General features: G+C 72.2%; 20 protein-coding genes and 3 pseudogenes. 11 read left to right on the top strand and 12 right to left on the bottom strand.

Going from position 1 to position 21,144, the window contains the following annotated elements; all coding sequences use genetic code 11:
- Positions 1–176: 176 nt before the first annotated feature.
- Both ACIRS1_RS34930 and ACIRS1_RS34935 read right to left on the bottom strand, forming a co-directional pair.
- Positions 177–965 carry a VOC family protein gene (locus ACIRS1_RS34930; protein WP_402846353.1) on the bottom strand — a complete coding sequence of 263 codons (789 nt, stop codon included), beginning with the start codon at positions 963–965 and terminating at the stop codon, positions 177–179.
- Positions 966–1,135: 170 nt separating this feature from the next.
- Complete coding sequence (locus tag ACIRS1_RS34935) at positions 1,136–1,732, bottom strand: TetR/AcrR family transcriptional regulator (protein ID WP_402846355.1); 597 nt, start codon at positions 1,730–1,732, stop codon at positions 1,136–1,138.
- 220 nt (positions 1,733–1,952) lie between these two features.
- On the opposite strand from ACIRS1_RS34935, the gene ACIRS1_RS34940 reads away from it, so the two are divergent.
- The 3 genes from ACIRS1_RS34940 to ACIRS1_RS34950 all read left to right on the top strand — a co-directional run bounded on the left by ACIRS1_RS34940 (position 1,953) and on the right by ACIRS1_RS34950 (position 4,413).
- Positions 1,953–2,915: an alpha/beta hydrolase family protein gene (locus ACIRS1_RS34940; RefSeq protein WP_402846358.1), complete on the top strand. Its 963-nt coding sequence runs from the start codon at positions 1,953–1,955 to the stop codon at positions 2,913–2,915.
- 148 nt (positions 2,916–3,063) lie between these two features.
- Positions 3,064–3,507 (top strand): SRPBCC family protein, encoded by a 444-nt coding sequence (locus tag ACIRS1_RS34945; protein WP_402846360.1) that lies wholly within the window; start codon positions 3,064–3,066, stop codon positions 3,505–3,507.
- Between the two features lie 123 nt (positions 3,508–3,630).
- Positions 3,631–4,413: an oxidoreductase gene (locus ACIRS1_RS34950; RefSeq protein ID WP_402846362.1), complete on the top strand. Its 783-nt coding sequence runs from the start codon at positions 3,631–3,633 to the stop codon at positions 4,411–4,413.
- 196 nt (positions 4,414–4,609) lie between these two features.
- On the opposite strand, the gene ACIRS1_RS34955 is transcribed toward ACIRS1_RS34950, so the two are convergent.
- The 4 genes and pseudogenes from ACIRS1_RS34955 to ACIRS1_RS34970 form a co-directional block, all read right to left on the bottom strand.
- Complete coding sequence (locus ACIRS1_RS34955) at positions 4,610–6,151, bottom strand: DEAD/DEAH box helicase (protein ID WP_402846364.1); 1,542 nt, start codon at positions 6,149–6,151, stop codon at positions 4,610–4,612.
- Positions 6,152–6,519: 368 nt separating this feature from the next.
- The gene (locus ACIRS1_RS34960; RefSeq protein ID WP_030916923.1) at positions 6,520–6,723 is read right to left on the bottom strand and encodes a cold-shock protein; all 204 of its coding nucleotides are present in this window, start codon (positions 6,721–6,723) and stop codon (positions 6,520–6,522) included.
- Between the two features lie 168 nt (positions 6,724–6,891).
- Positions 6,892–7,563: pseudogene (locus ACIRS1_RS34965) on the bottom strand (aldo/keto reductase); the annotation flags it as partial.
- A 154-nt stretch (positions 7,564–7,717) separates the two neighbouring features.
- Positions 7,718–9,235: an FAD-dependent monooxygenase gene (locus tag ACIRS1_RS34970; protein WP_402846367.1), complete on the bottom strand. Its 1,518-nt coding sequence runs from the start codon at positions 9,233–9,235 to the stop codon at positions 7,718–7,720.
- Positions 9,236–9,391: 156 nt separating this feature from the next.
- Between ACIRS1_RS34970 and ACIRS1_RS34975 the strand changes: the two genes are divergently transcribed.
- Entirely contained in the window at positions 9,392–10,381 is a 990-nt protein-coding gene (locus tag ACIRS1_RS34975) for an Lrp/AsnC family transcriptional regulator (RefSeq protein WP_402846369.1), read from the top strand.
- Positions 10,382–10,981: 600 nt separating this feature from the next.
- The gene (locus ACIRS1_RS34980) at positions 10,982–11,677 is read left to right on the top strand and encodes a hemerythrin domain-containing protein (RefSeq protein WP_402846371.1); all 696 of its coding nucleotides are present in this window, start codon (positions 10,982–10,984) and stop codon (positions 11,675–11,677) included.
- Between the two features lie 601 nt (positions 11,678–12,278).
- Here the strand turns inward: ACIRS1_RS34980 and ACIRS1_RS34985 are convergent.
- Complete coding sequence (locus tag ACIRS1_RS34985; RefSeq protein ID WP_402846374.1) at positions 12,279–13,475, bottom strand: low temperature requirement protein A; 1,197 nt, start codon at positions 13,473–13,475, stop codon at positions 12,279–12,281.
- 183 nt (positions 13,476–13,658) lie between these two features.
- Here ACIRS1_RS34985 and ACIRS1_RS34990 point away from each other — a divergent pair, with 183 nt between their 5' ends.
- Positions 13,659–14,303, top strand: coding sequence for a GAP family protein (locus ACIRS1_RS34990; RefSeq protein ID WP_402846376.1), 645 nt, complete (start codon positions 13,659–13,661; stop codon positions 14,301–14,303).
- A gap of 76 nt (positions 14,304–14,379) precedes the next feature.
- Here ACIRS1_RS34990 and ACIRS1_RS34995 read toward each other — a convergent pair whose 3' ends face one another.
- Positions 14,380–15,114, bottom strand: coding sequence for a DUF6215 domain-containing protein (locus ACIRS1_RS34995; protein ID WP_402846378.1), 735 nt, complete (start codon positions 15,112–15,114; stop codon positions 14,380–14,382).
- A 326-nt stretch (positions 15,115–15,440) separates the two neighbouring features.
- Between ACIRS1_RS34995 and ACIRS1_RS35000 the strand changes: the two genes are divergently transcribed.
- Together ACIRS1_RS35000 and ACIRS1_RS35005 are read left to right on the top strand one after the other, a co-directional pair.
- Entirely contained in the window at positions 15,441–15,980 is a 540-nt protein-coding gene (locus ACIRS1_RS35000) for a hypothetical protein (RefSeq protein WP_402846380.1), read from the top strand.
- A gap of 90 nt (positions 15,981–16,070) precedes the next feature.
- Complete coding sequence (locus tag ACIRS1_RS35005) at positions 16,071–16,862, top strand: IS5 family transposase (protein WP_402846382.1); 792 nt, start codon at positions 16,071–16,073, stop codon at positions 16,860–16,862.
- Positions 16,863–17,034: 172 nt separating this feature from the next.
- Here ACIRS1_RS35005 and ACIRS1_RS35010 read toward each other — a convergent pair whose 3' ends face one another.
- Positions 17,035–17,460, bottom strand: a complete 426-nt coding sequence (locus ACIRS1_RS35010) for a hypothetical protein (protein WP_402846384.1) — start codon at positions 17,458–17,460, stop codon at positions 17,035–17,037.
- A gap of 211 nt (positions 17,461–17,671) precedes the next feature.
- Here ACIRS1_RS35010 and ACIRS1_RS35015 point away from each other — a divergent pair.
- Positions 17,672–17,852: pseudogene (locus tag ACIRS1_RS35015) on the top strand (IS5/IS1182 family transposase); the annotation flags it as partial.
- 46 nt (positions 17,853–17,898) lie between these two features.
- Here ACIRS1_RS35015 and ACIRS1_RS35020 read toward each other — a convergent pair.
- The 3 genes and pseudogenes from ACIRS1_RS35020 to ACIRS1_RS35030 form a co-directional block, all read right to left on the bottom strand.
- A pseudogene (locus ACIRS1_RS35020) lies at positions 17,899–18,402 on the bottom strand (protein kinase family protein); the annotation flags it as partial.
- 255 nt (positions 18,403–18,657) lie between these two features.
- A complete protein-coding gene (locus ACIRS1_RS35025) occupies positions 18,658–19,032 on the bottom strand; it encodes a LuxR C-terminal-related transcriptional regulator (protein WP_402846386.1) in 375 nt (124 codons plus the stop codon).
- A gap of 9 nt (positions 19,033–19,041) precedes the next feature.
- Entirely contained in the window at positions 19,042–20,295 is a 1,254-nt protein-coding gene (locus ACIRS1_RS35030) for a hypothetical protein (RefSeq protein WP_402846388.1), read from the bottom strand.
- Between the two features lie 382 nt (positions 20,296–20,677).
- On the opposite strand from ACIRS1_RS35030, the gene ACIRS1_RS35035 reads away from it, so the two are divergent.
- Both ACIRS1_RS35035 and ACIRS1_RS35040 read left to right on the top strand, forming a co-directional pair.
- Positions 20,678–20,887, top strand: a complete 210-nt coding sequence (locus ACIRS1_RS35035; RefSeq protein ID WP_402846391.1) for a hypothetical protein — start codon at positions 20,678–20,680, stop codon at positions 20,885–20,887.
- 67 nt (positions 20,888–20,954) lie between these two features.
- Positions 20,955–21,144: hypothetical protein (locus tag ACIRS1_RS35040; RefSeq protein ID WP_402846394.1), on the top strand; the 190-nt coding region annotated here is incomplete at its 3' end.

The following is a 21,144-nucleotide window of genomic DNA, read 5'->3' on the forward strand; positions in this document are numbered from 1 at the left end:
CAGATCTCCATCGGCGAGAAGGTCCTCGCCGCCCAGGGCCCCGGCGCCTGGCCCGTCTGCTCCGTCAAGGCCGGCCTCACCAAGTAACACCCCCCACAGCACCACCGCCACGGCGCCGCCGCACCCCCCACCACGAGGGGCGCGACGGCGCCGTTCGCACGCCCGCCCGCCGGGGCTCAGCGCGGGGCGCTGGTGATGACCGCGAACGGGGCGCCGAACGGGTCGAGCAGCATCGCGATGCGCCCCACGCCCGGGGCGTCCATGACCGGGATGATCACGGTGGCGCCCGCCCCGACGGCGCGGGCGACGGTGCCGTCGCAGTCCTCCACCTCGACGTACGGGTGCCATTCGGAGCCGGATCCGGCGTCCAGGTGCTCCTGTCCCAGCTGCAGCATGCCGCCGTGCATGGTCCGCTCGCCGCCGCCGGCGGGCCCGGCGATGGTGTAGGTGACACCGCCCCCCATCGGCATGTCCCGGGTCTCCCACGCCAGAACGCTGCGGTAGAAGGCCTTCGCCGCCGGGCCGTCGGTGGTGTACAGCTCGATCCAGCTGACGCTGCCGGGTTCGTTGAAGAGCTCCAGGCCGTCGGTGTCCCGCGGCTCCCACACGGCGAACTCGGCGCCCGTCGGATCGGTGAAGCCGGCCATCCGGCCGGCCGTGAACACCTCCACCGGCGGGAAGCGGACGGTGCCGCCGGCCTGCTCCACGGCCCGGGCGGTGGCGTCGGCGTCGACGCTGCGGAAGTACACCGTCCACGCGGAGCTCGCGCCCTCCTCGGTCAGCGGGCCGACGGCGGCGACCGTCCGGCCGTCCTTGCGGAGGAACCCGTAGCCCCCGGCCCCGGGCCCCGCGGAGGCGAACTCCCAGCCGAACACCGCCCCGTAGAAGGCGACGGCGGCATCGACGTCGGGCGTTCCCAGGTCGAGCCAGTTCAGCCCGCCCGGGGTCTGCGTGGAGGTCAGCATCAGGTGCTCCTGTCGCGTGTGGTCCTGTTCCCGGGCCGACGGGGCCCGGGAGTCCGGGCCCAGCCTGGCAGCGGGCGGCGGCCGGGGGCGTGCACCCGGCGCCCCCGGTCATCCGTTCGGCCGGTTCCCCGGCGGGAGCCCGGCCGGTCCGGGAGCGCCCGTCGCCGCGGTCAGGGCGACGGCGGCCGCTGCAGCCCCCGGAGGAGGAGCTCGACCAGGCGTCGGGGGTCGTAGCGCGGGTCGTCGTCGCGGCCGATGCAGAGGTTGCCGATGCCGCGCATCAGTTCGTACGGCTCGATGCCGGGGCTGATCTCGCCGGCCTCGGCCGCGGCGTCGAGCAGCCGTCCGCAGACCGGGACCAGACGGTCGAGGAAGTAGGCGTGGAGGGCCTCGAACCCGCTGCTGTCCGACTGCAGCGCGCCGGCGAGCCCGTGCTTCGTGACCAGGAAGTCGACGAAGAGGTCGGCCCACTGGCGGAGGGCCGCGAGCGGGGAGTCGGCGGCGGCGAGCAGCTCCGGACCGGCTTCGGCGCAGGCCTCGACCTGGTGGCGGTAGACGCCGACGACGAGGTCCGCCCGGGTGGGGAAGTGGCGATAGATCGTCCCGGTCCCGACGCCCGCCCTGGCCGCGATCTGGCGGATCGGCGCGTCGACGCCGGAGGTGACGAAGACCTCGGCGGCGGCCGCCAGCAGTGCCTGCTGGTTGCGCAGCGCGTCGGCCCGCTTGCCGCGGGGCGGCACCTCCCCGGACTGGCCTGTCGTGGGCACTCCGCTCTCCTTCCGGTGGTCGTTGACTAAGCGGAACAATGTTCCGTATCGTAAGTGGAACAGCGTCCCGCTTAAGCCTAGTCGAAGCGGACGCCCCTGCCTTCCCCTGCCCTCCCGGCGTTCTGCCCTCCTGCCATTCCCCTGCCTGACTGCCTTCCCGCCCTCCCGCCGCCGACCGAACGGGGCCGACGGCCGAGGCCACCGAACGGAGACCCGCACGATGAGTGAACCGACCCTCCCGACCCGCACCTCCGCCCCGCCCACCCCGGTCCTCTCGGTCAGTCCGGTGCTGCTGCCGGCCCCCGACCGGGCCGTCGACCTCGAACTGCGGGTCTCCGCGCCCGTGACCGGGAACGACCTGCCGGTCATCCTCCTCTCCCACGGCCAGGGCTACTCGAACCACCTCTCCTCACTCAACGGCTACGCGCCCCTCGCCCATGACTGGGCGGCACACGGGTTCGTCGTGATCCAGCCCACCCACCTGAGCTCGACGACGCTGAGCCTCGACCCGGACACCCCCGGGGCACCCCTGTACTGGCGCTCGCGCGCCGAGGACATGACCTTCGTCCTGGACCGCGCCGACGCGATCGAGGCCGCGGTCCCGCAGCTCCTCGGGCGCGTGGACTGGACCAGGGTCGCCGTGGCCGGCCACTCGATGGGCGGCCACACCGCGAGCCTGCTGCTCGGCGCCCGGCTCACCGATCCCCAGACCGGTGCGGAGGTGGACCTCGCCGAGCCCCGGATCACGGCGGGCGTACTGCTCGCCGCGCCCGGCCGGGGCGGTGACGCCCTCACCGCACCCATCGCCGAGAACCTCCCCTTCCTCCTGACCACGGACTTCTCCACGATGAGGACGCCCGCCCTCGTGGTCGCCGGGGACAAGGACGACTCCGCCCATCTGACCGTCCGGGGCGCGGACTGGCACGCCGATCCGTACGAGCTCGCCCCGGGCCCCAAGGCCCTGCTCACCCTGTACGGCGCGGAGCACGGGCTCGGCGGGATCTCCGGGTACGACGTCGCCGAGACCACCGACGAGGACCCGAAGCGGGTCGCGGCGGTCCAGCGGCTCACCCGGGCCTACCTCCGCACCGCGCTCCACCCCGGGGATCCCGCCTGGCAGGAGGCGCGTGACGCGCTGACGGCGGGGCCCGGGGAGCCGCTCGGACGGGTCGACGTCAAGTAGCGGCTCCCGGCTGTGCGCCGGGTCGGGCGGGTGGGCCGCCCCGGCGCACAGCCCGTCCCGGCCCTCCGCCGCGGCCGGAAGGCGGCGGTCGGGACTCTCTGGAATCCTGGCGGTGACACGCCCACCCGGCCCACCCTGAGGAGCCGACATGTCCGGACTGTTCGAGGCGAGCGTCGAGGTCGACCGGCCCGTGGAGGAGGTCTTCGCGTACCTCGCCGACGGCCGCCACGACCCCGAGTTCAGCCCCCGGGTCCTGGAGATCACGAGGACCCCGGACGGCCCGACCGCCGTCGGGACGGTCTTCCGCAGCAGGGTGAAGGACGCCGGGGTGAAGACCTCCCGGGAGTTCCGCATCACCGGCCTGGAGGCGCCGCACACGATCCGCTGGAGCGAGCAGAGCACCAACCTCATCACCGCCGAGGGCGGCTACGACCTCGAGCCCCTGCCGGACGGCCGGACCAGGGTCCGCGTCTTCAACGTGCTCGAAGGCCACGGACTCGGCAAGGTCCTGGTCGGCCCGGCACTCCACGCGGCCCGCAAGGACGCTCCAGACTTCGGCCGCCGGATCAAGGAGGCCGTCGAGCGGTCCTGACCCGGCCGCGGCCCGGACCGCCGCCCGGGACCGCCGCTCGGGACCGCCGCCCGGGCCTGCCGGCCCACCGGTGCGGGGCGACCCGCTCGCAGCGCGCCCTGTGTTCGACCTGAGGAGTCTCCGATGGACCTGCATCTCTCGGGCAAGGTCGCCGTCGTCACGGGGGCCAGCAAGGGGATCGGCCTCGCCGTGACGCAGGCACTCGCCGCCGAGGGGGTGAACGTGGTCGCCGCGGCACGCGGCATCACCGGTCCGCTGACGGACCTCGCCCCCCGGGTGCATCCGGTGTCCGTCGACCTCACCACCGCGGACGGTCCCGCGTCCGCGGTCGAGGAGGCGGTCTCCCGGTTCGGGGGACTGGACCTCCTCGTCAACAACGTCGGCGCGGTGCACCCCCGGCTGGGCGGCCTCCGGTCCGTCACCGACGACGACTGGATCCGCGGGCTGACGATCAACTTCCTGGCCGCCGTCCGCACCACCCGGGCGGCCCTGCCCCACCTGGTCGAGCGCGGCAACGCCTCGATCGTGGCCGTGAGTTCGGTCAACGCGTTCCTGCCCGACCCGACGATCATCGACTACTGCGCCGCCAAGGCGGCACTCACCAACTTCTGCAAGTCCCTCTCCAAGGAGGTCGGTCCGCGCGGAGTGCGCGTCAACACGGTCAGCCCCGGTCCCGTGTCCACACCGCTCTGGCTCGGCGACGACGGCGTCGCCTCGACGCTCGCCGAGGCGACGGGTGGAGAACCGGAGGACATCGCCCGGATCGCCGCCGCGCAGTCCGCGACCGGCCGCTTCAGCCTCCCGCAGGAGGTCGCCGACCTGGTGCTGCTGCTGGCGAGCGACCGGACCGCCAATGTCACCGGCAGCGACTTCGTCATCGACGGCGGTCTCGTCCAGACGCTCTGAAACCCATCGGGCCCACCACGTCACGGCAGGGCCGGGACCCCGGCCATCGCCGCATCGACGACCGACGCACCGCGCGGCCGAGATCCGGACGCGACTCCGGGAACGCACGACTGTGGGCCCGAGCGCGGCGAGTGCGGAGGCGACCGCGAGGATCCCGACGGGCCCGGTCGCCGCGGCGACCGGGCCCGTCGACGTGCTACGCGGTCCGGGTGGCGCGCTCGGGTGCCCGGCGGCGGCCCCCGGAGCCCTGGGCCTCCCGGGTGTCGCGGCCGGCGGCGGCCCGGGGGCTGCGTCCGGTGCCGGCGGCGCGGCCGCGGTGGCCGCGGCTCGTGGAGCCACCGCGGCGCGGTCGCTCCACGACCGGGTCGGGGATGACGACGGGCACGCCGGTGGGCACGCGGGCGCCGGTGATGCGGGCGAGCTCCTCGTCGCCGGCGGTGACCCTGGTGGTGACGGGGGTGATGCCGGCGGTGGCCATCAGGCGGGCCGTCGCGCGGCGCTGGTTGGGCAGGACGAGGGTGACGACGGTGCCGGACTCGCCGGCCCGGGCGGTGCGGCCGCCGCGGTGCAGGTAGTCCTTGTGGTCGCTCGGCGGGTCGAGGTTGACGACGAGGTCGAGCCCGTCGACGTGGATGCCGCGGGCGGCGACGTTGGTGGCGATCAGCGCGGTCACCTGGCCGGTGCGGAACTGTTCCAGCGTGCGGGTGCGCTGGGGCTGGGACTTGCCGCCGTGCAGGGCCGCGGCCTTGACCCCGTTCGCGAGCAGGTCCTCGACCAGGCTGTCCGCGCCGTGCTTGGTGTCGGTGAACATGATCACCCCGCCCTCGCGGGAGGCGATGTGGGCGATCGTGGCGTTCTTGTCGAAGTTCTGCACCTGCAGCACGTGGTGCTCCATGGTGCTGACCGCAGCCGCGGACGGGTCCACCGAGTGCGTGACCGGGTCCTTCAGGAAGCGCCGCACCAGGCGGTCGACGTTGCGGTCCAGGGTGGCGGAGAAGAGCATCGTCTGCCCGTCCGCGGCGACCTGTTCGAGGAGTTCGGTGACCTGGGGCAGGAAGCCCATGTCGGCCATCTGGTCGGCCTCGTCGAGCACCGTGATGCCGACCTCGTCGAGTCGGCAGTCGCCGCGCTGGATCAGGTCCTTGAGCCGGCCGGGGGTGGCCACCACGACCTCCGCCCCGCGGTTCAGCAGCCAGGCCTGGCGGCTCATCGACGTCCCGCCCACCACGGTCGCCAGCCGCAGGTGGACGGCCCGGGCGAACGGGCCGAGGGCGTCGGTGACCTGCTGCGCGAGCTCGCGGGTGGGCACCAGCACCAGGGCCAGCGGGCGGCCGGGTTCGGCCTTCCGGCCGGCCGTGCGGGCCAGGACGGCGAGGCCGAACGCGATGGTCTTGCCGGACCCGGTGCGGCCGCGGCCCAGCACGTCGCGTCCGGCCAGCGAGTTCGGGAGCGTCGCGGCCTGGATCGGGAACGGCGCCGTGACGCCCTGCCGGGTCAGGGTGGAGAGCAGGGCCTTGGGCATCTCCAGCTCGTCGAACGCCTCGACGGCCGGGAGCGCCGGAGTGGTGCTCACCGGCATCGAGAACTCGCCCTGGGGGGAGCCACCTTGACGGCTGCTCCGGCCGCCGCCGGACGGCCGGTCCCCGTAGAAGGAGCTGCCGCGGGAGCGGGAGTCGGCGTTCTGGTACGAGGAGCGGGTGGAGCGGGTGGGACGGCCGGAGCGATTCATGCGGTTCATGCGGAACCTTCCTCAGGGCGGCGCGTCACGAGGAAGGCTCCGTGGCGCGGGGCGCCGGTGGAGACCGCAAGGGAACGGGCCGGGAGTGTGACGGGCTGGGCCTGGACGGTGGAACCGTGCGGCACGTCACCTGCGATCGGCGCCCGCCGAAAGGAGCGGGAGCGGAGAACCCGGACCGTGGACCGCCGCGACGGGGCGCCGACCCGGGCGCCGAGCCGTGCGGCTCGCGAGGGGATGGCGGCGGGTGACGGAGTCAGGGGCTTGAATGGCCGGGGGTGCGTCGTGACGCGAATGCCGAGGGGCCCGCACCGGGCATCGTGTACGCGGTGCGGGCCCCTCGCTGCTGGGCGGGTGCCGTGGCAGAAGTACTACAGCGGGCGGATGTTCTCGGCCTGCGGGCCCTTCTGGCCCTGCGTGACGTCGAACTCGACCTTCTGGCCCTCGAGCAGCTCGCGGAAGCCGCTGGCGTTGATGTTCGAGTAGTGGGCGAAGACGTCCGGGCCGCCACCCTCCTGCTCGATGAAGCCGAAGCCCTTTTCCGCGTTGAACCACTTCACAGTGCCATTAGCCATAGAGAAATCTCCTTAGAGGGGCTGTCCGGAGCACGCACGGCGCGTGCTCCGAGTCGCCGCGATGAGCGCCCACCCGGGGAAGAGCCGGGACACAAAAATGCGCCTGCGACATACATCAGCAGGCGCACACAAAGTTCATGGGAACCACTACTGCAACTGATAACGACTCTAGCAGGCCTGGGCCCGGATCGCGTGGACATTCCACCCCGGGTCCCCGGGAGCCCTCCCCGGGCCGGGCCCCGTCGGCCGCAAGGCGGTGTCGGTCAGTGATCGCGGAGGGAGGGAGGCGTACGGGTTGTACAGGTTCACCCCGGGCGGCACGATCTCGTCAATCCGGTCGAGCGTCGCGTCGTCGAGGGTCAGCGCGGCGCCCTTGAGGAGACCCTCCAGCTGCTCCATGGTCCGCGGCCCGATGATCGCCGAAGTGACGGCCGGGTGGGCCACGGTGAAGGCCACGGCGAGCTCCGGAAGGGTGCAGCCGATGCTCGTCGCGAGTTCGATGAGCTGCTCGACTGCGTCGAGCTTGGCGGCGTTCGCCGCAATCGCGGGATCGAAGAGCGCCGGCCGGATCGCGGCACGGCCGGTTTCCAGGTCGGTCGGCTGGTTCCTGCGGTGCTTGCCGGTGAGGAACCCGAAGGCGAGCGGGCTCCAGACGAGTGCGCCCATGCCGTGGCGCGCGACGGCGGGCAGAAGCGAGGCCTCGATCCCGCGGGCCAGAATCGAGTAGGGCGGCTGGGCGGTGCGGAAGCGCCCGAGGCCGCGCCGCTCGGAAACGTGGTGTGCTTCGACGATCTCATCGGCCGGGAAGTTCGAGCAGCCGAAGGAGCGGATCTTCCCCTCGGTGCGGCGGGCGCTCCGAGGATCGCCAGCGCCTGATGCGCCTGCTCCCGAGCCGGGATGCCGGCCGGAAGACGGGACGCGGGGGAGTCCTTCGCCGCTGACCGACCTGACCGCCCGGGGTTCCGGGGGCCGGAGCCCCCGGAACCCCAGCCCTTCACCCGGCAGCCGACGCCCGGTCCGCCCGGACGCCCGCGCCCAAGTCCGCACCCGTGCCCGCACCCACACCTGCGCCCGGTGCGCCGAACCAGTGGGCGAGGGAGCGGCGCAGGCTCTCCGGGCTGCCCGCCACCCAGCAGGCGTACCCGTCCGGACGGACGAGCAGTGGTTCGGCGCCCGCGGCCCGCTCCACGACGTCCACCCGGTCCCGCCAGGGGGCGGCGGCCCCGGCGAGGGTGCCGTCCGGGTCGAGCAGGAGGCCGCGGCCGGTCCGCAGGAGTTCGTACAACCGGGCCGGGCCGAGGTCGGCGTCCGGCACGGGCAGGCCGAGCAGGGGGTGGGAGCCGGCGTCGGGCATCGGGTAGCGGGTGGCCGTGCCGGCCAGCCGGTCGCCCAGGAACCGCTGTACGGAGGGGAGTTCGGCGAGGGCCGCGAAGAGCTCCCGGGTGGCGGCCACGTCCGGGTCGCCGCTGCCCGTCCAGTCCATCAGCAGGCTCTGCGCCTGGACGTCGCGGAGCACGGCGGCCCCGGCCAGGTGACGTTCGGTGTGGTACGTGTCGAGCAGGTGCCGGGGCGCCCGGCCGCGCACGGTGGCGGCCAGCTTCCAGCCGAGGTTGAAGGCGTCCTGCATCCCGGTGTTCATCCCCTGGGCGCCGAACGGCAGGTGGACGTGGGCGGCGTCACCGGCCAGCAGGACCCGCCTGTGCCGGTACCGGGCCACCTGCCGGGCCGCGTTGGTGATCCGGCGGGCGTAGCACAGCTCCAGCAGTCCGACCGCGTCGCCGAACACCGCACGCAGGCCCTCGCGGACCTCCTCCTCGGTGACCGGGACATCCCTGGGCAGCGACCGGCCGGGCCCGCCCAGGGCGAGCCGGCGCAGCGGCCTCCCCAGTCCGTCGGTACCGAGGGGGAACACCGCCGCCCAGTGGCCGTCCGCCCCGCGGGTGTGCGGGGCCGGGAGGTCCGCGCCGCTCAGCCGTACGTCGGCGGCGACGGCGGTCGCGGTGCCGGCCCTGCCCGGGAAGGCGGCCTTCAGCAGCGACCGCACGGTGCTGTGGCCGCCGTCCGCGGCGACGAGGTAACGCGCCCGTACGGTACGGCCGTCGGCGAACGTCGCGGTGACCGCGTCGGCGTCCTGGGCGAGGCCGACCAGTTCGTGGCCGCGCCGCACGACCAGCCCGCGCGAGGCCAGGTGCTCCTCGAGGAAGCCCTCCAGTACGGCCTGCGGCACGGCGCGCCAGGGCTGCCGGGCGTGCGCCGAGAAACCGGTCGGCGCGGGGATCCCGGCGAAGTGGCCGGTCCCCGCCGGGTGGTCCCCGCTCGCCAGCAGTGGCTCCAGCAGGCCGCGCTGGTCGAGCGCCTCCAGGGTGCGGGTCTGCACGCCACCGGCCCTGGAGAGCGGGCTGCGCTCCGGCAGCCGGTCGACGACCACGGTCGCCACCCCCGCCAGCAGCAGTTCGTTGGCGGCCGTCAACCCGGTCGGTCCGGCGCCGACGACGAGTACCTCGGTGTCCATGCTTCTTCTCCCCGGTGGTTCGGTTCGACGGCGCCGCAGGGCGGTCGGCCGCAGGGCCGGCTCCCGGCCCCGGGAGCAACGCTCCGTCCGCCGCGGGCTCCGGACCACTGAGCGGCCCGGTCCTGTCGAGATCCGACGCCGACTACCCTCGGCGGAGTGGAATCCGACTTCGACCTGTTGGACCGTCAGCTCGTGCACGCCCTCGCCGTCGACGGCAGGGCGCCGTTCAGCACCATCGCCCGGGTCCTCGGGGTTTCGGACCGCACCATCGCCCGCCGGTACGCCAGGCTGCGCTCGACCGGCGCGGTCCGGGTGGTCGGCGGCGTCGACCCCACGGCGCTGGGCGCGGTGCTCTGGCTGCTGCGGGTGCGGTGTGCCCCGTCCGCGGCGGTCGCCGTCGCCGAGGCGCTCGCCCGGAGGCCCGACACCGCCTGGGTGAACCTCACCTCCGGCGGCGCCGAGATCACCTGCACGGTGCGCACCGAGAGCCCGGCCGACAGCGAGGCGCTGCTGCTGGCCCGGCTCCCGCACACCCCGCGGGTGGAGGGGGTGAGCGCGTACTCCGTCCTGCACACCTTCTACGGCGGCCCGGACAGTGTGATCGGCAAGCTCGGCCCACTGGCCCCTGAGGCCGTCGCGGCCCTGCGGCCGCGCCGGCTCCCGCACCGTCCCGGCCCGGTGCGGCTCGACGACCACGACCGCAGGCTGCTCGCCGCGCTCGCCGCCGACGGACGCGCCGACTACGAGCAACTGGCCGCCGCGACCGGCTGGTCACCGCCGACGGTCCGCCGACGGATGACCGAACTGCGCGAGCGCGGCCTGCTCTACCTGGACATCGACTGCGACGGCCGCCTGCTCGGCATCGGCCCGCGCACCCAGCTCTGGTTCACGGTCGCGCCCGCCCGGCTGGCGGAGGTCGGGGAGGCGCTCGCCACCCACCCCGAGATCGCCTTCGCCGCCGCGACCACCGGTCCGACCAACCTCTACGCCAGCGCGCTCTGCCCCGACCAGCGCACCCTGTACCGGTACCTGACCACCCGGGTGGCCGCCCTGCCGGGCGTCACCCGGCTGGAGACGGGACAGATCATCCGGACCGTCAAGCAGGCGGCGAACCGGCCGCCGGGGCCGCCGCGGCGGCGGCCGTAGGGGCCCGGGCACGGACGGCGGCGGCAGCGCGCCCGCGGCCCCAGCCGCCGGCCGCCGGTGCTGCGCTACCGCTGCTCGGCGGACGCTCCCGCCCCGTTCAGCTCGTTCGCCGGCTTCCTCCGCCAGGACCTCGAAGCCGTCACCGCGGGCCTCACCCTCGAATGGAGCTCCGGCAGGGTCGAAGGCGACGTCAACCGGATCAGAACGTTCAAGAGAGCCCCGGAGGTCGCTATCTCGTCTGCACCCGGACATCGCACGACGGGCCTGCCTCAGAGCAACGCGAAACCACCAGTGCTGACGAAGCGGCCGCCATGGCAGAACGACTGGTGCACGCCGGCGGCTGACCTCAGCGGCCGAGCCGTGGCATTACGCCCGTTCACGGAACAGCGGTCAGAACCTCGAATTCCCCCGGCCTCGCTCTCAACTCCTCAGACGGTCGCCCGTTGAAGCGAGTGAGGACTTCAGCGAGCACGGGTGCAGTCGCTCGGCTCGCACCACAGCGGGGGCGACGAGCTCGGCCTGATTGCGGGTAGCAGGGGCGACGTCACTATGCTGCGGCCTTCAGGAATGATCACTGTTCCCTCGCCGAAAAGGACCCTGATGCCCGCCACCGCCCACCCGGCCACCGCCAACGAGCGTCTGGACCCACAAGAGATGGTCGTCCTGCACCGGGTCTTCCGCCGCGAGATACCGCTCCTGGCCGGCCTGATCGAGGCTGCCGTCCCCGGCGACCGGCGACGCACCGCTGTGCTAGCCGACCACCTCGACCTGGTCCTCGGCGCTCTGGGCGAGCACCACGAGGGCGAGGACGACCTGCTGTGGCCCAGACTGCGCGAGCGCGCCGCTCCCGGCGACGACGTGGTCGCGCGGATGGCCGACCAGCACGAGGCCATCGCCGGCGCGCTCGACACGGCTGCCGAGCTGTCGCGCCGCTGGCGCGCCCGGGCCGACCGTGACACCGCCCTGCGCCTCGCCGAGGCCCTGCGCGTGCTCGACCGGCACGCCGCCGACCACATGGACGACGAGGAGGAGCACCTCCTGCCCCTGATGGCCGACCACATCACACCCGGCGAGTGGTCCGAGGTGGGTGAACGCGGACGTCGCAGCGTGCCCAAGGCCAAGCTCCTGATCTTCCTCGGCGCGATCCTCGAGGACGCGACCGCGCAGGAACGCCGGCTGTTCCTGTCGCAGATGCCCGCCCCGGCCCGCGTGCTGTGGCGCACCGTCGGCACCCGTCTCTACGGCCGCACCACCACCCGCGTCCGCCGGAGCGACGCCTTGGCCCCGCAGGTGTAGCGCCGATCCCACGCGTGGGAGGGCGGGGTTCGAGGCTCTCCCACACCCCGGCGGGCCACACCCCCGGCGCACGCTCTCGCCGTGCGCTGCTACCGTCCCAAGACCCGAGCGACCGGCTCCTGCCGCCAACCCGGCCTACGTCTGTGCACCTTGGCAGACATGTTCGCCTACGTGCAGGCCGAAGGCGTGGTGCTGCGGCAGTCGGCCCCACCCGGGGGTTGACGGGGCGGAGGTGCTCAGGGCGGCACTGGCTCCGCGCCGAGCGGGCGCGGGGCCGCGCGCTCGGACGGTGTCGTCGCGTATTCGGCACGCCGGGCAACGGACGGGAGACCGCGGGGCGTCGGCCCCCGTCCTCGCGGAGCATGAGCAGCGCGGCGACCGGGTGCTCGCGGACACAGGAGCAGGGCCCTGCCGAGGCGCCCCGGTGGGAGGCTTCGCGGTTTCGGTCCCCTGAGGGTGCCCGGTGAGGGACCGTCGGCTGTCGCGCCTGCCGTGCGGCGTGCGCCGGGTCGATGCCGGGAGGTTTGCCGTGATGCGCGAAGCGTGGTGGCTTCGGGACGCCTCCCGAGATGCGGGGCCATGACATCGCGGGAGGCACCGGTCAGACCGGGGCACGCTCCAGCAGACCGCCGCGTTTCCCGGGTGCGAACACGAGCTGCCAGCCGACCGCGGCCGCCAACGCCCAGATCAGCCATCCGACGCCGAGATGCCGCGCGAAGACGCCGAGCGCCAACAGCAGGAGCAGGCAGGGCAGCGCCCAGCCGAGCACGTCCTGCCACCGTGCACCGGAAACCGCCGCGGCCAGTACGCTGACGCCGAAGTACACCATGAGACCCGCGCAGAGCAGCCACCGGACGCCGTTCGCCGCGGGGTCGTGCGGATGCGCGACGGCCAGGCCCAGGCCGGCAGCGACGGAGGCGAGCGCGCACGTCGTCAGGCAGTGCAGGGACAGGGCCAGCCGCACCGGGAGATCGCGTCGCCCGGTCTTGGGGATCCCACCGGAGCCGTAGAGCAACGACATGCTCCACAGGCCGGACAACAGGGCGAACGAACCCGCCGCCGCGCCGGCCAGGTGCACGTCCCAGGAGGTGTCGGCGGCGACCGAGGTGATCTGGATGACCCCCTCGCCGAGGACGATGATGACGTAGAGACCCAGCCGCTCCATCAGGTGCGGCACATCGGCGTAGGCCGCCTCGATCACCGGCAGCCGCCCGCGGTCCCCGTTCTTCCTGACGAGGCGCTCGGTCCACTCCTGCGCGCCCCGCAGCATGCGGCCGCCGGCGTCCGTGAGTATGGCCAGCAGGTCGAACCCGATGCCCAGGGCCCACAGCCAGTAGCGCCCCGGAGCATCCACCCACAGCGACACGATCCACGGCAGGACACCGAGGCCCATCTGGGCCACCGGCCAGTCCATCACGACCCGTCCGCGCCGCCAGAACCGGCTCGACAGCCAGCGCAGGAAGACGTAAGCGGCGACGAACGCGAGGTAGTGCCTCGTACCGCGCATCCCGGGGACGGCCGCGACCATCACGGCGAGGCCGACCATCGCCAGCAGGAGACCGGGTGTCCAGGCACGGTCCCCCTCGACGTTCCCGTAGACGGTGAAGCAGACCCAGGCGATCCAGAAGGCGAGGTACAGCAGGACGTACAGGGCGAGATCAGCGGCCGTCGGGCCCTCGTGCAGGAGGTGCGAAAGCTGCAGCACACCCGCGACGACGACGAGGTCGAAGAAGAGTTCCGTCCAGGAGGCGTGCCGCTCCACGCCGCCTGCCGACTCGGCGGAGTTCATCAATGTCATGAGGTGATCATCGGTCATGCTCGGCCGCGAACGGGCCGTCGGCGTGGCCGGCTTGACCTGCGGGGTCGGTCCCCGCAGAGTCGGAGCGCGGTGACGTGAGGCCGCGGTGGTCCGCCGCCGCGTCCGTCGAAGCCGCTCCGGGCTTGCCGGGCGGGGTATCGACGTGAGGGAGCGGATGGTCCGGTGGTTGCCGACTTGCTCGTGATCGGTACGGCCATCACTCTCGGACCGCTGCACAACACCGCCTTCATCCTTCTGCTCTCGTCACGGCGCGGCGTCCGCAAGGGCCTCGCCTTCCTGCTGTCCTGGCTGGCCAACCTGGTGGCGGTCATCGCCTGCGTTCTGCTGCTGACCGGTGGGACACCACCTGTCCACCACAGCTCGCCATCGAGTGCGGCTCTCGCCGCGAAGCTCGTGATCGGCGTCGGCCTGGTCCTGTTCGGCGGCTACCGGAGTCGGCAGCCTCCCCACCCCTACCGGCCGCCGAGCTGGACGGGACGCGTTGACAACGCCGGGCTCGGGACCGCCGCCGGACTCGCCTGGCTGCTCCAACCCTGGGCCCTGGTCGGAGCCGGCGCCGCCACAGTCGTCGATGCCGACCTCTCCTCCCTCTCCACCTGGCTCGACCTGACCGGCTACTGCGTGCTGGCCACCCTCAGCCTCCTCGTGATGGAGTTGTACTCCGTCTGGGCCCCGGAAACCTGCCACGCCCGGCTGAACGCCCTGCGGACCCGGCTCGAGCAGCGCCAGGACCAGCTGATCATCACCCTCTCCCTCCTGGCCGGCCTCTGGCTTACCGCCAGCAGCATCTATGACCTCGTCACCTGAGCACCGGACCCAGCAGGCGGTCTCGAGTTCGGCAAAGGCCGACTGACGTCCGCACGGGGGCGTTCGCGCGCGGCTGCTACGAGGCGACCCAGCCCGGGAGGGTCGGCAGCAGGGTCTCGGCGAGCCGGTTCAGCATCTCGTCGTCGACGGTCGAGCCGTTCTCGCGAGCGACGATGATCTCGAAAGCCCGGCCGCCGGGCGCCCCAGGGTCCTCCGCGACGACGAGGTTGCGGGTGGCGGGCCCCACGGCGGTGGTGGGCGCCCCGCTCCCGACGCTCGGGGAGACGAAGGACAGCATGCTGCTCGAATACCTCGCGGCGGGGTGGCCGAGGACGGTGTCCCGCTTCGCGAAGAACTGCGGCATGCCGAGCATGTCGTCCACGGAGGGGGTGCCCTCCATGAGGCCGACCACGGCGTGCTTCAGCCGCACCTCCACCATCGGGTCCTTCCCGATCGCCATCGGCATCGGGTGCGCGGTCACGATGCGGTCGTCCGGCGTGCCCAGCAGCGCCGGCAGATCGGGCCGGTTCAGCTTGGCGCAAACAGCCGCGTACCCCTGCGAGTCGGTCGGCCGGGGAGCGGCGCACATGACCGGAGCCTCCTCCGCGGCCTGTACCGGCAGGCCGGGGAACGGCTTCGGCTGGCCGTCGAATGCCCCCGTCCCCCACATCCCTGCCACGACTGCGCCGGCCACCACCGCCACGGCCGCCAGCTTGAGGCCCGCCCGATCCTTGACGGGCTGGGCGCCCTTCTCGACGTCCGACTCGGCACTCTCCTCGACGTCCTGGTCGACGACGATCCTGTTCTCCACCCCTGAACCCTCCGCGCGAAAGCCCGACCGCGCTCGAAGCGTTCGTACCGGACCTGCGGCCTGGGATTGCTCCCTAGGAGCCGGCGGGCATAAACCGGCGATCATCATACCGGCCGAATTCCGCAGCGTCTGAAGGCCGACGGGCTGCCCCGGCCACCGGCCGCTCTCAGCCGTCGGTGTACGGGAGTCAGGAGTTCTGCGAGCAGGCTGCTGCCCGCGGGTGCCTCTGTGTCCTTCGTCAAGGCTGTGCGGGTCATGCTGGCGTGGATTCGAGGAGGTCACGAGTCTTCGTCGGCCTGCTTTGCGCAGGGTGGCGGGGAGCGGCGGTGTTCGGGCCCCAGACGGTGCGCGAACTGCAGGGCGAGGACTGGAAGGTGGAATCCGAGGACCTGGCCGAGGTCTCGCCCTACCTGACCGGGAGGATCACGAGGTTCGGCGGGTGCCCCGCCCACGAGCTCTACCTGGCACCGGCACCCGAGGCGTACGAGCCGCACCTGGACGTCGACTTCACCAAGCTCAGCCCGGAGAACGAGGCGGCTCAGCCGCGTTCCTCAACGGTGTGGCGCCTCGGCGGCCGCAGCGCGGCTGAGCTCGGCAACCGGAAAAGGTATCTGCTTGCTCTCCGTCAGCAGCCGGCGGTGGAAGCTGTCCAGGACGAGGGCGGTCCGGGCATTCCGCTCGATGATCGCCGCGATCTCTGGCGGGACACCGTCGGGCCTTCGACCTGCGATCCACTCCTGCAGGAACACGTCCGTCTCCGCAGCGACCCGAAGCCGGTCGACGAGGTGGTGGCGCAGCAGACGGCTTGCGGTGTAGTGGCGGTCGCACGCGAGATGGTCAGAAAGGAACTGCGCCTCGGTCGCTGAGAGCCCGTAACAGGATCTTGTGGTTTTGGGCTGGTGGGCCGTGTCCGATGTGACGATCCGTCCGTTGGCGGTGGTGTGAGGGCGCCGTGGATGGTCAACGACGAGCTGTGGTCCTTGATCGAGCCGATCCTGCCGCCATGGCCGGAGCGGTCGTCGGGGCCTCGGCCGGTGGACGACCGGCTGTGTCTGCAGGGTGTCCTGTTCGTGCTGTTCACGGGTGTCACGTGGCAGCAGCTGCCGCCGGAGCTGGGCTTCGGCTCAGGTCAGACGTGCTGGCGCCGACTGTGCCGGTGGACCGAAGCGGGAGCGTTCGACGAGGTTCACCGGTTGCTGCTCGCAGAGCTCAACACGGCCCGGCGGATCGACTGGACCCGGGCCTGCGTGGACGCCTCCCACGTGCGGGCCAAAAGGGGGGGTGCCGGGGTTGGCCCGTCGCCGGTCGACCGCGGCAAGTCGGGCGGCAAACACCACCTGATCTGCGACGGCAACGGCACCCCGCTCAAGGTCATCACGACTGGTGGCAACGTCCCCGACATCACGCAGGCCCTGGCCCTGGTCGACGGTGTCCCACCCGTCGCCGGCCTGCCGGGGCGGCCGCGCACGCGGCCCAAGTCCCTGCTTGGTGACAAGGGTTACGACAGCCGGCATCTCCGCCGAGAGCTGGCCCGGCGTCGAATTCTGCCCGTTATCTCCCCCCGAGGCGAGCCCGACATCCGCGGCCTCGGCAAGCTCCGCTACGTCATCGAGCAGACCTTCGCCCTGCTCCACCAGTTCAAGCGCCTCGCCACCCGCTGGGAACGCCGCCTCGACCTCCACGACTCACTCGTCTCGCCCGCGTGCGCACCCATCTGCTGGCGGAGGCTCAACAAGCGGACATTGTAACCGTGTTACGAGCCTTAGGTGCCTGCTCGGTGCGACCGAGATCCGCCCCAGCCAGCTCCTCCAACAGGGTGCGGGCTGAGGGCCTGGACTTGCGGTACTTCTGGGGTTTGCAGAGCCGGGGCGCTCGTGGGCGGCCCCGACTCCGGGCCGGCACGTCCCGGCGGGCGGGTGCTTACTGCGTCTGCGGGGCGTCCTTGAGGTCGTCGATCACCAGGTTGTCGGTCCGCACCTGGTACTGGACAACGGTGTGGGTGCCGTCGGTCCAGTTCTCGGTGAGGAGCACGGTGGTGTGACCCGCATCGGAGTCGCCGAGGGCGATGGACCAGCTGTCGGGCACGTTCTGGGCCCGGAAGATCGGATTGGCATCGTGGTCGCTGGCCCACTGGTCGAGAACGGGCTCAAGCTCCGGGGCCAGGAACTCCTTCCGGACCTCCTGCGGGTCCTGGGAGGGCTGGTCGAGGACGGCCTCCCGGTACTTGCCGAAGAAGGAGTTCACCTGGATTTCGGCTCGGGTGGAGGCGTGGGCGGTGCCGGCGGTCGGGAGCAGGGCGGTGGCGGAGATCACGAGGGCCGCGGCGGCGGCGCGCAGTCGGGTCATGGAGGGCAGCGTAGGGCCCGGCGGTCACGCTTCGTGTGCGGCGCGCTCGGCTGCGTGATGAATCGTCGGGGTTGGTGGTCAACTGCGCCGACCGGCGGGGTTACGGGCGTCGGCGGTGCGCCGGACAGTTGCCTGCCCTCTGCCGGCCTCCGTCGGGTTGATCGCGGCCGTGATGGCGAAACCGCTGGGCAGTAGGCGGATCGGCTGGACGCAGGCGTGCGTGGACGGCTCTCACGTGCGCGCGAAGAGGGGGAACCGAGGTTGGTCTGTCGCGGGTCGATCGTGGCACGCCGGGCAGCAGGCAGCACCTGATCTGCGACGGCGACGGCACCCCGTTGAATGTGGTCGGCACCGACATCGCCCTGGTCGACGGTGTACCACCAGCTGGCGGTGACTCAACAAACCGTCGTCATGATCGTGTCACGAGCTCTGAGAGCTGTTGCGGAAGTGGGCGTCGAAGTGCACGAGTCCGCGAGAGCTCATGAACGCTGCACCCTGCGCCAAGCCGTCTTCCACCCACGACCACGGTGGGTCGCTGCCGGGCACCGTCATCTCCCGGCGCTCGTGCAGCCACGCGCCGACTGTCTGCGGCACATGCTCCCGGAAGAACATCAAGCTGGGGGAGGACCGACCGATGGCCTCCAGCCGCTCGTGTACGGCCGGTGAGCCGTCCCAGTGCGCGACCGCTCCGTCGATGCCCCCGAACTCGTCCACGAAGCCCTCGGGAGGGGAATCGGGCCGGACGCGCCAGTGGTACATCAGCGGGAAACCCGCGTACTCCTCGCCCAGGACCCAGCTGGTGGTCATGGCGTGTACGGCCAGCTCCCGCCAAGCGCCGAAGCCGGCCGAGCCCACTCCGTACTGGTAGAACATCGGCAGGCCGAAGAGGTTCGCCGTTGACCGTACGTTCTCCGGCCGGGTCTCGACCTCCGTCTGCGGCACCGAGCAGGCCCCGCCCATGCGGCCCGTCGTACGGCGCCGCCGGTTCTGACCGACCACGCGGGCCCTTGGAGCCCGCTGCCCGCAAGCTCTGGTGCCTGACCAAGGCCGTCCACGCCGTTCACCGCGCCTACATCCAGGACCACTGACAGGCGACGACGGCAGACTGTCGGCGGCGGTCGCCACGGCGTCTTCGCGCGCAGACGGCCCGTCGCGGCGGGCTCCGTCTTCCGCAAGTTGCGTGGTTGCGGCGCAGGGTCAGACGAGCTGGTGCTCGTATGCGTAGGCCGTTGCCGCGGCACGGGAGGTCACGGCGATCTTGAGGAAGATGTTGTTCAGGTGGCGGCCCACGGTCTTGTCACTCAGGACCAGGTCCGCCGCGATCTGCCGATTGCTCTTGCCTGCGGCCACCAGCCGCAGCACTTCGGCCTCCCGGCACGTCAGCCCGCCGGGCAGCTCCGTGCGCTTGGCCTTGCCGAGCAGGCGCTCGGCGTGCCGGCGGTCGGGCGTCGCGCCGAGCCGGGCGAAGGTGTACCGCGCGGCGTCGATCTCCAGGCGCGCGGTGTCCTCGTCGCAGAGGGCACGGCACGCCAAACCGATCTGCAGGCGTGTGCGGGCCGCCTCGTACGGCACGTCCAGCTCCTACCACAGCTGCCACGCCCGGCGCAGGGAGGCGAGCGCACCGTCCGCGTTCGTCTCGGTCAACCGCACCAACCCCTGCGCGTACTCCGCAGCCGCCCGTACGGCCGGGCTGTCGTCGGACGCGATGGCCTGAAGCTCGTCGGCCGCGGCCCGGGCCTCCTCGATCCGGTCGGCCGCCAGAGCGATCTCGACCCGGGCGGGAAGGAGCGCCGCCCGGGCCGCACGGTCGCGGTGGGGTTCGGCCAGGGCCCGGCGGATCGCCGCCCCGGCCTCGTCCACCCGGCCTTGGGCCATCCGCAGCAGCGCCATACCCGCTTGCGGTTCCCGGCCGAGCCGGCTGGCCTGGACGTAGGCCTCCTCGGCCGCGTGGAGATCCCCGACCAGTCGGCGGATCTCGCCGACGTCGTACATCGCCTCAGCGGCGTCCATGGCGTCCAGACCGTCCAGCTGCTCGGACGCCAGCCGGGCCTCGCGCTCCGCCTCCGGCCACGCTCCCCGGAGCCGCATGATCTCCGACCGGTGCAGGCGGCACGTGCCGGAGAACATCAGGGCATCCTCGCGGGCGCCCACCCATTGCTCATAGGCCGCGGTCCACTCCGTGGCACGGCGGAACTCCGACACGAGCCGGCACAGGGAAATCGAGCTGCAGTAGACCCAGCACACGTAGTACGGGTCGAGGTCCCCGGCGAGCACGACGATCATGGCCTCGTCCAGCAGCCTCATCCCCTCGGCCACCCCGCCGAGCCGGCACCGCGCGCGGCCCACCTGGTGCAGACCCAAGGTCGCCAGGTCGAGGTCCGAGAACCGGCTGCCGATCTCCGCCGCCCGGGACGCTCGAACGAGCGACCCCTCCAGATCACCACTCCAGAAGAGCGCCTCCGCCTCGGCTGCGAGGGTATGACCCAGCTCGACGCACTCCGGCTCCTTCTCCAGCAACCGCTGCGCGCGGGCCAACCAACCGCCACCGAGTGCCACGTCGCCCCTGAGCAGGAAGACGACGCTCAGTTGGCAAGCGCACATCGCGGCGCCGCGCGGAGTGCCGGCGCGCAGCTGTTCGACGTAGGAACGGCGGCCGACCTCCACGCACACCTCGCTCCGACCGGTGAAATACGCGCACTTCGCGAGCAGGTCCAAGTCCTCCGCGCCGAGCGGCGAGGCCGTGTCGACGCTGCTGAGCAGTGTGAATGCCTCCTCCCACAAGTGCCGCTCATACGCGGTGCGCCCCCGTTCGAGATCTTGGGACACCACACTCATGGCTGCTCCCCGTGCGCGAGATACCGGCGCGAGTCCCCATTCAGAGCTCCTTGTCCCAATCTAGTGGAGAGCCCCGGAACCCGGCGGGTCCGGCAGTCGGCCCGTGGGTCGTTCGACCCATGCCACGGGGACGGTGCGTCTTGAGCGATTCACCCGACGCCGCGGGAGCGCGCGCCCGGATAGCTTCGACGGTGTGATCCGGTCGAGGCGCAGGGCGATCCGTAAAGGATCCCGCCGCATGGGACACCGGTACCGCTGACTACCCACAGCGATATGGGAGCCAACCATCTCCGGAGCGGTCCTTCGCCCGCTGAGGCGCAAGGGATCCAGAACCCACACCGTGGTCCCAGTAGTCCGGCCATTCTGATCCATGGCGAGGCAGATGATGAACATCACCATTGACGACTTCCTTCAGGGGCTCGCCGACGATGGCTACCCCTTCACCGAGAACGCGAGCAATCCCGAGTTCTGTCTTCAGCATGGCTGGCACGACAGAGAGCATCACTGCCCTGCCTGCCGTCGACACTTTCTCGCCCAGCTCGGCAACGCGAACACGGCTTTCGATCGGCGGCGATCGTTTCATGAGCGGTGATTCCGCCGTGGATGCGGACGGTAGAGCGTGGATCAGCGCGTAGGAACTTCACCGAAAGGAGAGAAAAATGAGTTTCACTCATCTCGCGTCCGGCGGCAACGGAATCCTCTACGGAGTGGACAGTAATGATGGGCGTCTACTGTTCTACCGGGACGAGCGCGAGGACGGCTCCAATGCGCCCGATGGCTCCACGGGGTGGGCCGCGAACTCCGGTAGGCAGATCGGACAGCACTGGGAGGGTGCGCGGCTCCTGGTGG

Source organism: Kitasatospora sp. NPDC101176 (assembly GCF_044768035.1).
Classification (GTDB): Bacteria; Actinomycetota; Actinomycetes; order Streptomycetales; family Streptomycetaceae; genus Kitasatospora.

What these genes read in the sequence shown, in the direction of transcription:
- ACIRS1_RS34985 (WP_402846374.1), bottom strand. Translation starts at nt 13,475, where the DNA reads ATGACATTGATGAACTCCGCCGAGTCGGCAGGCGGCGTGGAGCGGCAC.
- ACIRS1_RS34950 (WP_402846362.1), top strand. Translation starts at nt 3,631, where the DNA reads ATGGACCTGCATCTCTCGGGCAAGGTCGCCGTCGTCACGGGGGCCAGC.
- ACIRS1_RS34930 (WP_402846353.1), bottom strand. Translation starts at nt 965, where the DNA reads ATGCTGACCTCCACGCAGACCCCGGGCGGGCTGAACTGGCTCGACCTG.
- ACIRS1_RS35005 (WP_402846382.1), top strand. Translation starts at nt 16,071, where the DNA reads ATGGTCAACGACGAGCTGTGGTCCTTGATCGAGCCGATCCTGCCGCCA.
- ACIRS1_RS34980 (WP_402846371.1), top strand. Translation starts at nt 10,982, where the DNA reads ATGCCCGCCACCGCCCACCCGGCCACCGCCAACGAGCGTCTGGACCCA.
- ACIRS1_RS34945 (WP_402846360.1), top strand. Translation starts at nt 3,064, where the DNA reads ATGTCCGGACTGTTCGAGGCGAGCGTCGAGGTCGACCGGCCCGTGGAG.
- ACIRS1_RS35030 (WP_402846388.1), bottom strand. Translation starts at nt 20,295, where the DNA reads ATGAGTGTGGTGTCCCAAGATCTCGAACGGGGGCGCACCGCGTATGAG.
- ACIRS1_RS35010 (WP_402846384.1), bottom strand. Translation starts at nt 17,460, where the DNA reads ATGACCCGACTGCGCGCCGCCGCCGCGGCCCTCGTGATCTCCGCCACC.
- ACIRS1_RS34960 (WP_030916923.1), bottom strand. Translation starts at nt 6,723, where the DNA reads ATGGCTAATGGCACTGTGAAGTGGTTCAACGCGGAAAAGGGCTTCGGC.
- ACIRS1_RS35035 (WP_402846391.1), top strand. Translation starts at nt 20,678, where the DNA reads ATGATGAACATCACCATTGACGACTTCCTTCAGGGGCTCGCCGACGAT.
- ACIRS1_RS34955 (WP_402846364.1), bottom strand. Translation starts at nt 6,151, where the DNA reads ATGAACCGCATGAATCGCTCCGGCCGTCCCACCCGCTCCACCCGCTCC.
- ACIRS1_RS34940 (WP_402846358.1), top strand. Translation starts at nt 1,953, where the DNA reads ATGAGTGAACCGACCCTCCCGACCCGCACCTCCGCCCCGCCCACCCCG.
- ACIRS1_RS34970 (WP_402846367.1), bottom strand. Translation starts at nt 9,235, where the DNA reads ATGGACACCGAGGTACTCGTCGTCGGCGCCGGACCGACCGGGTTGACG.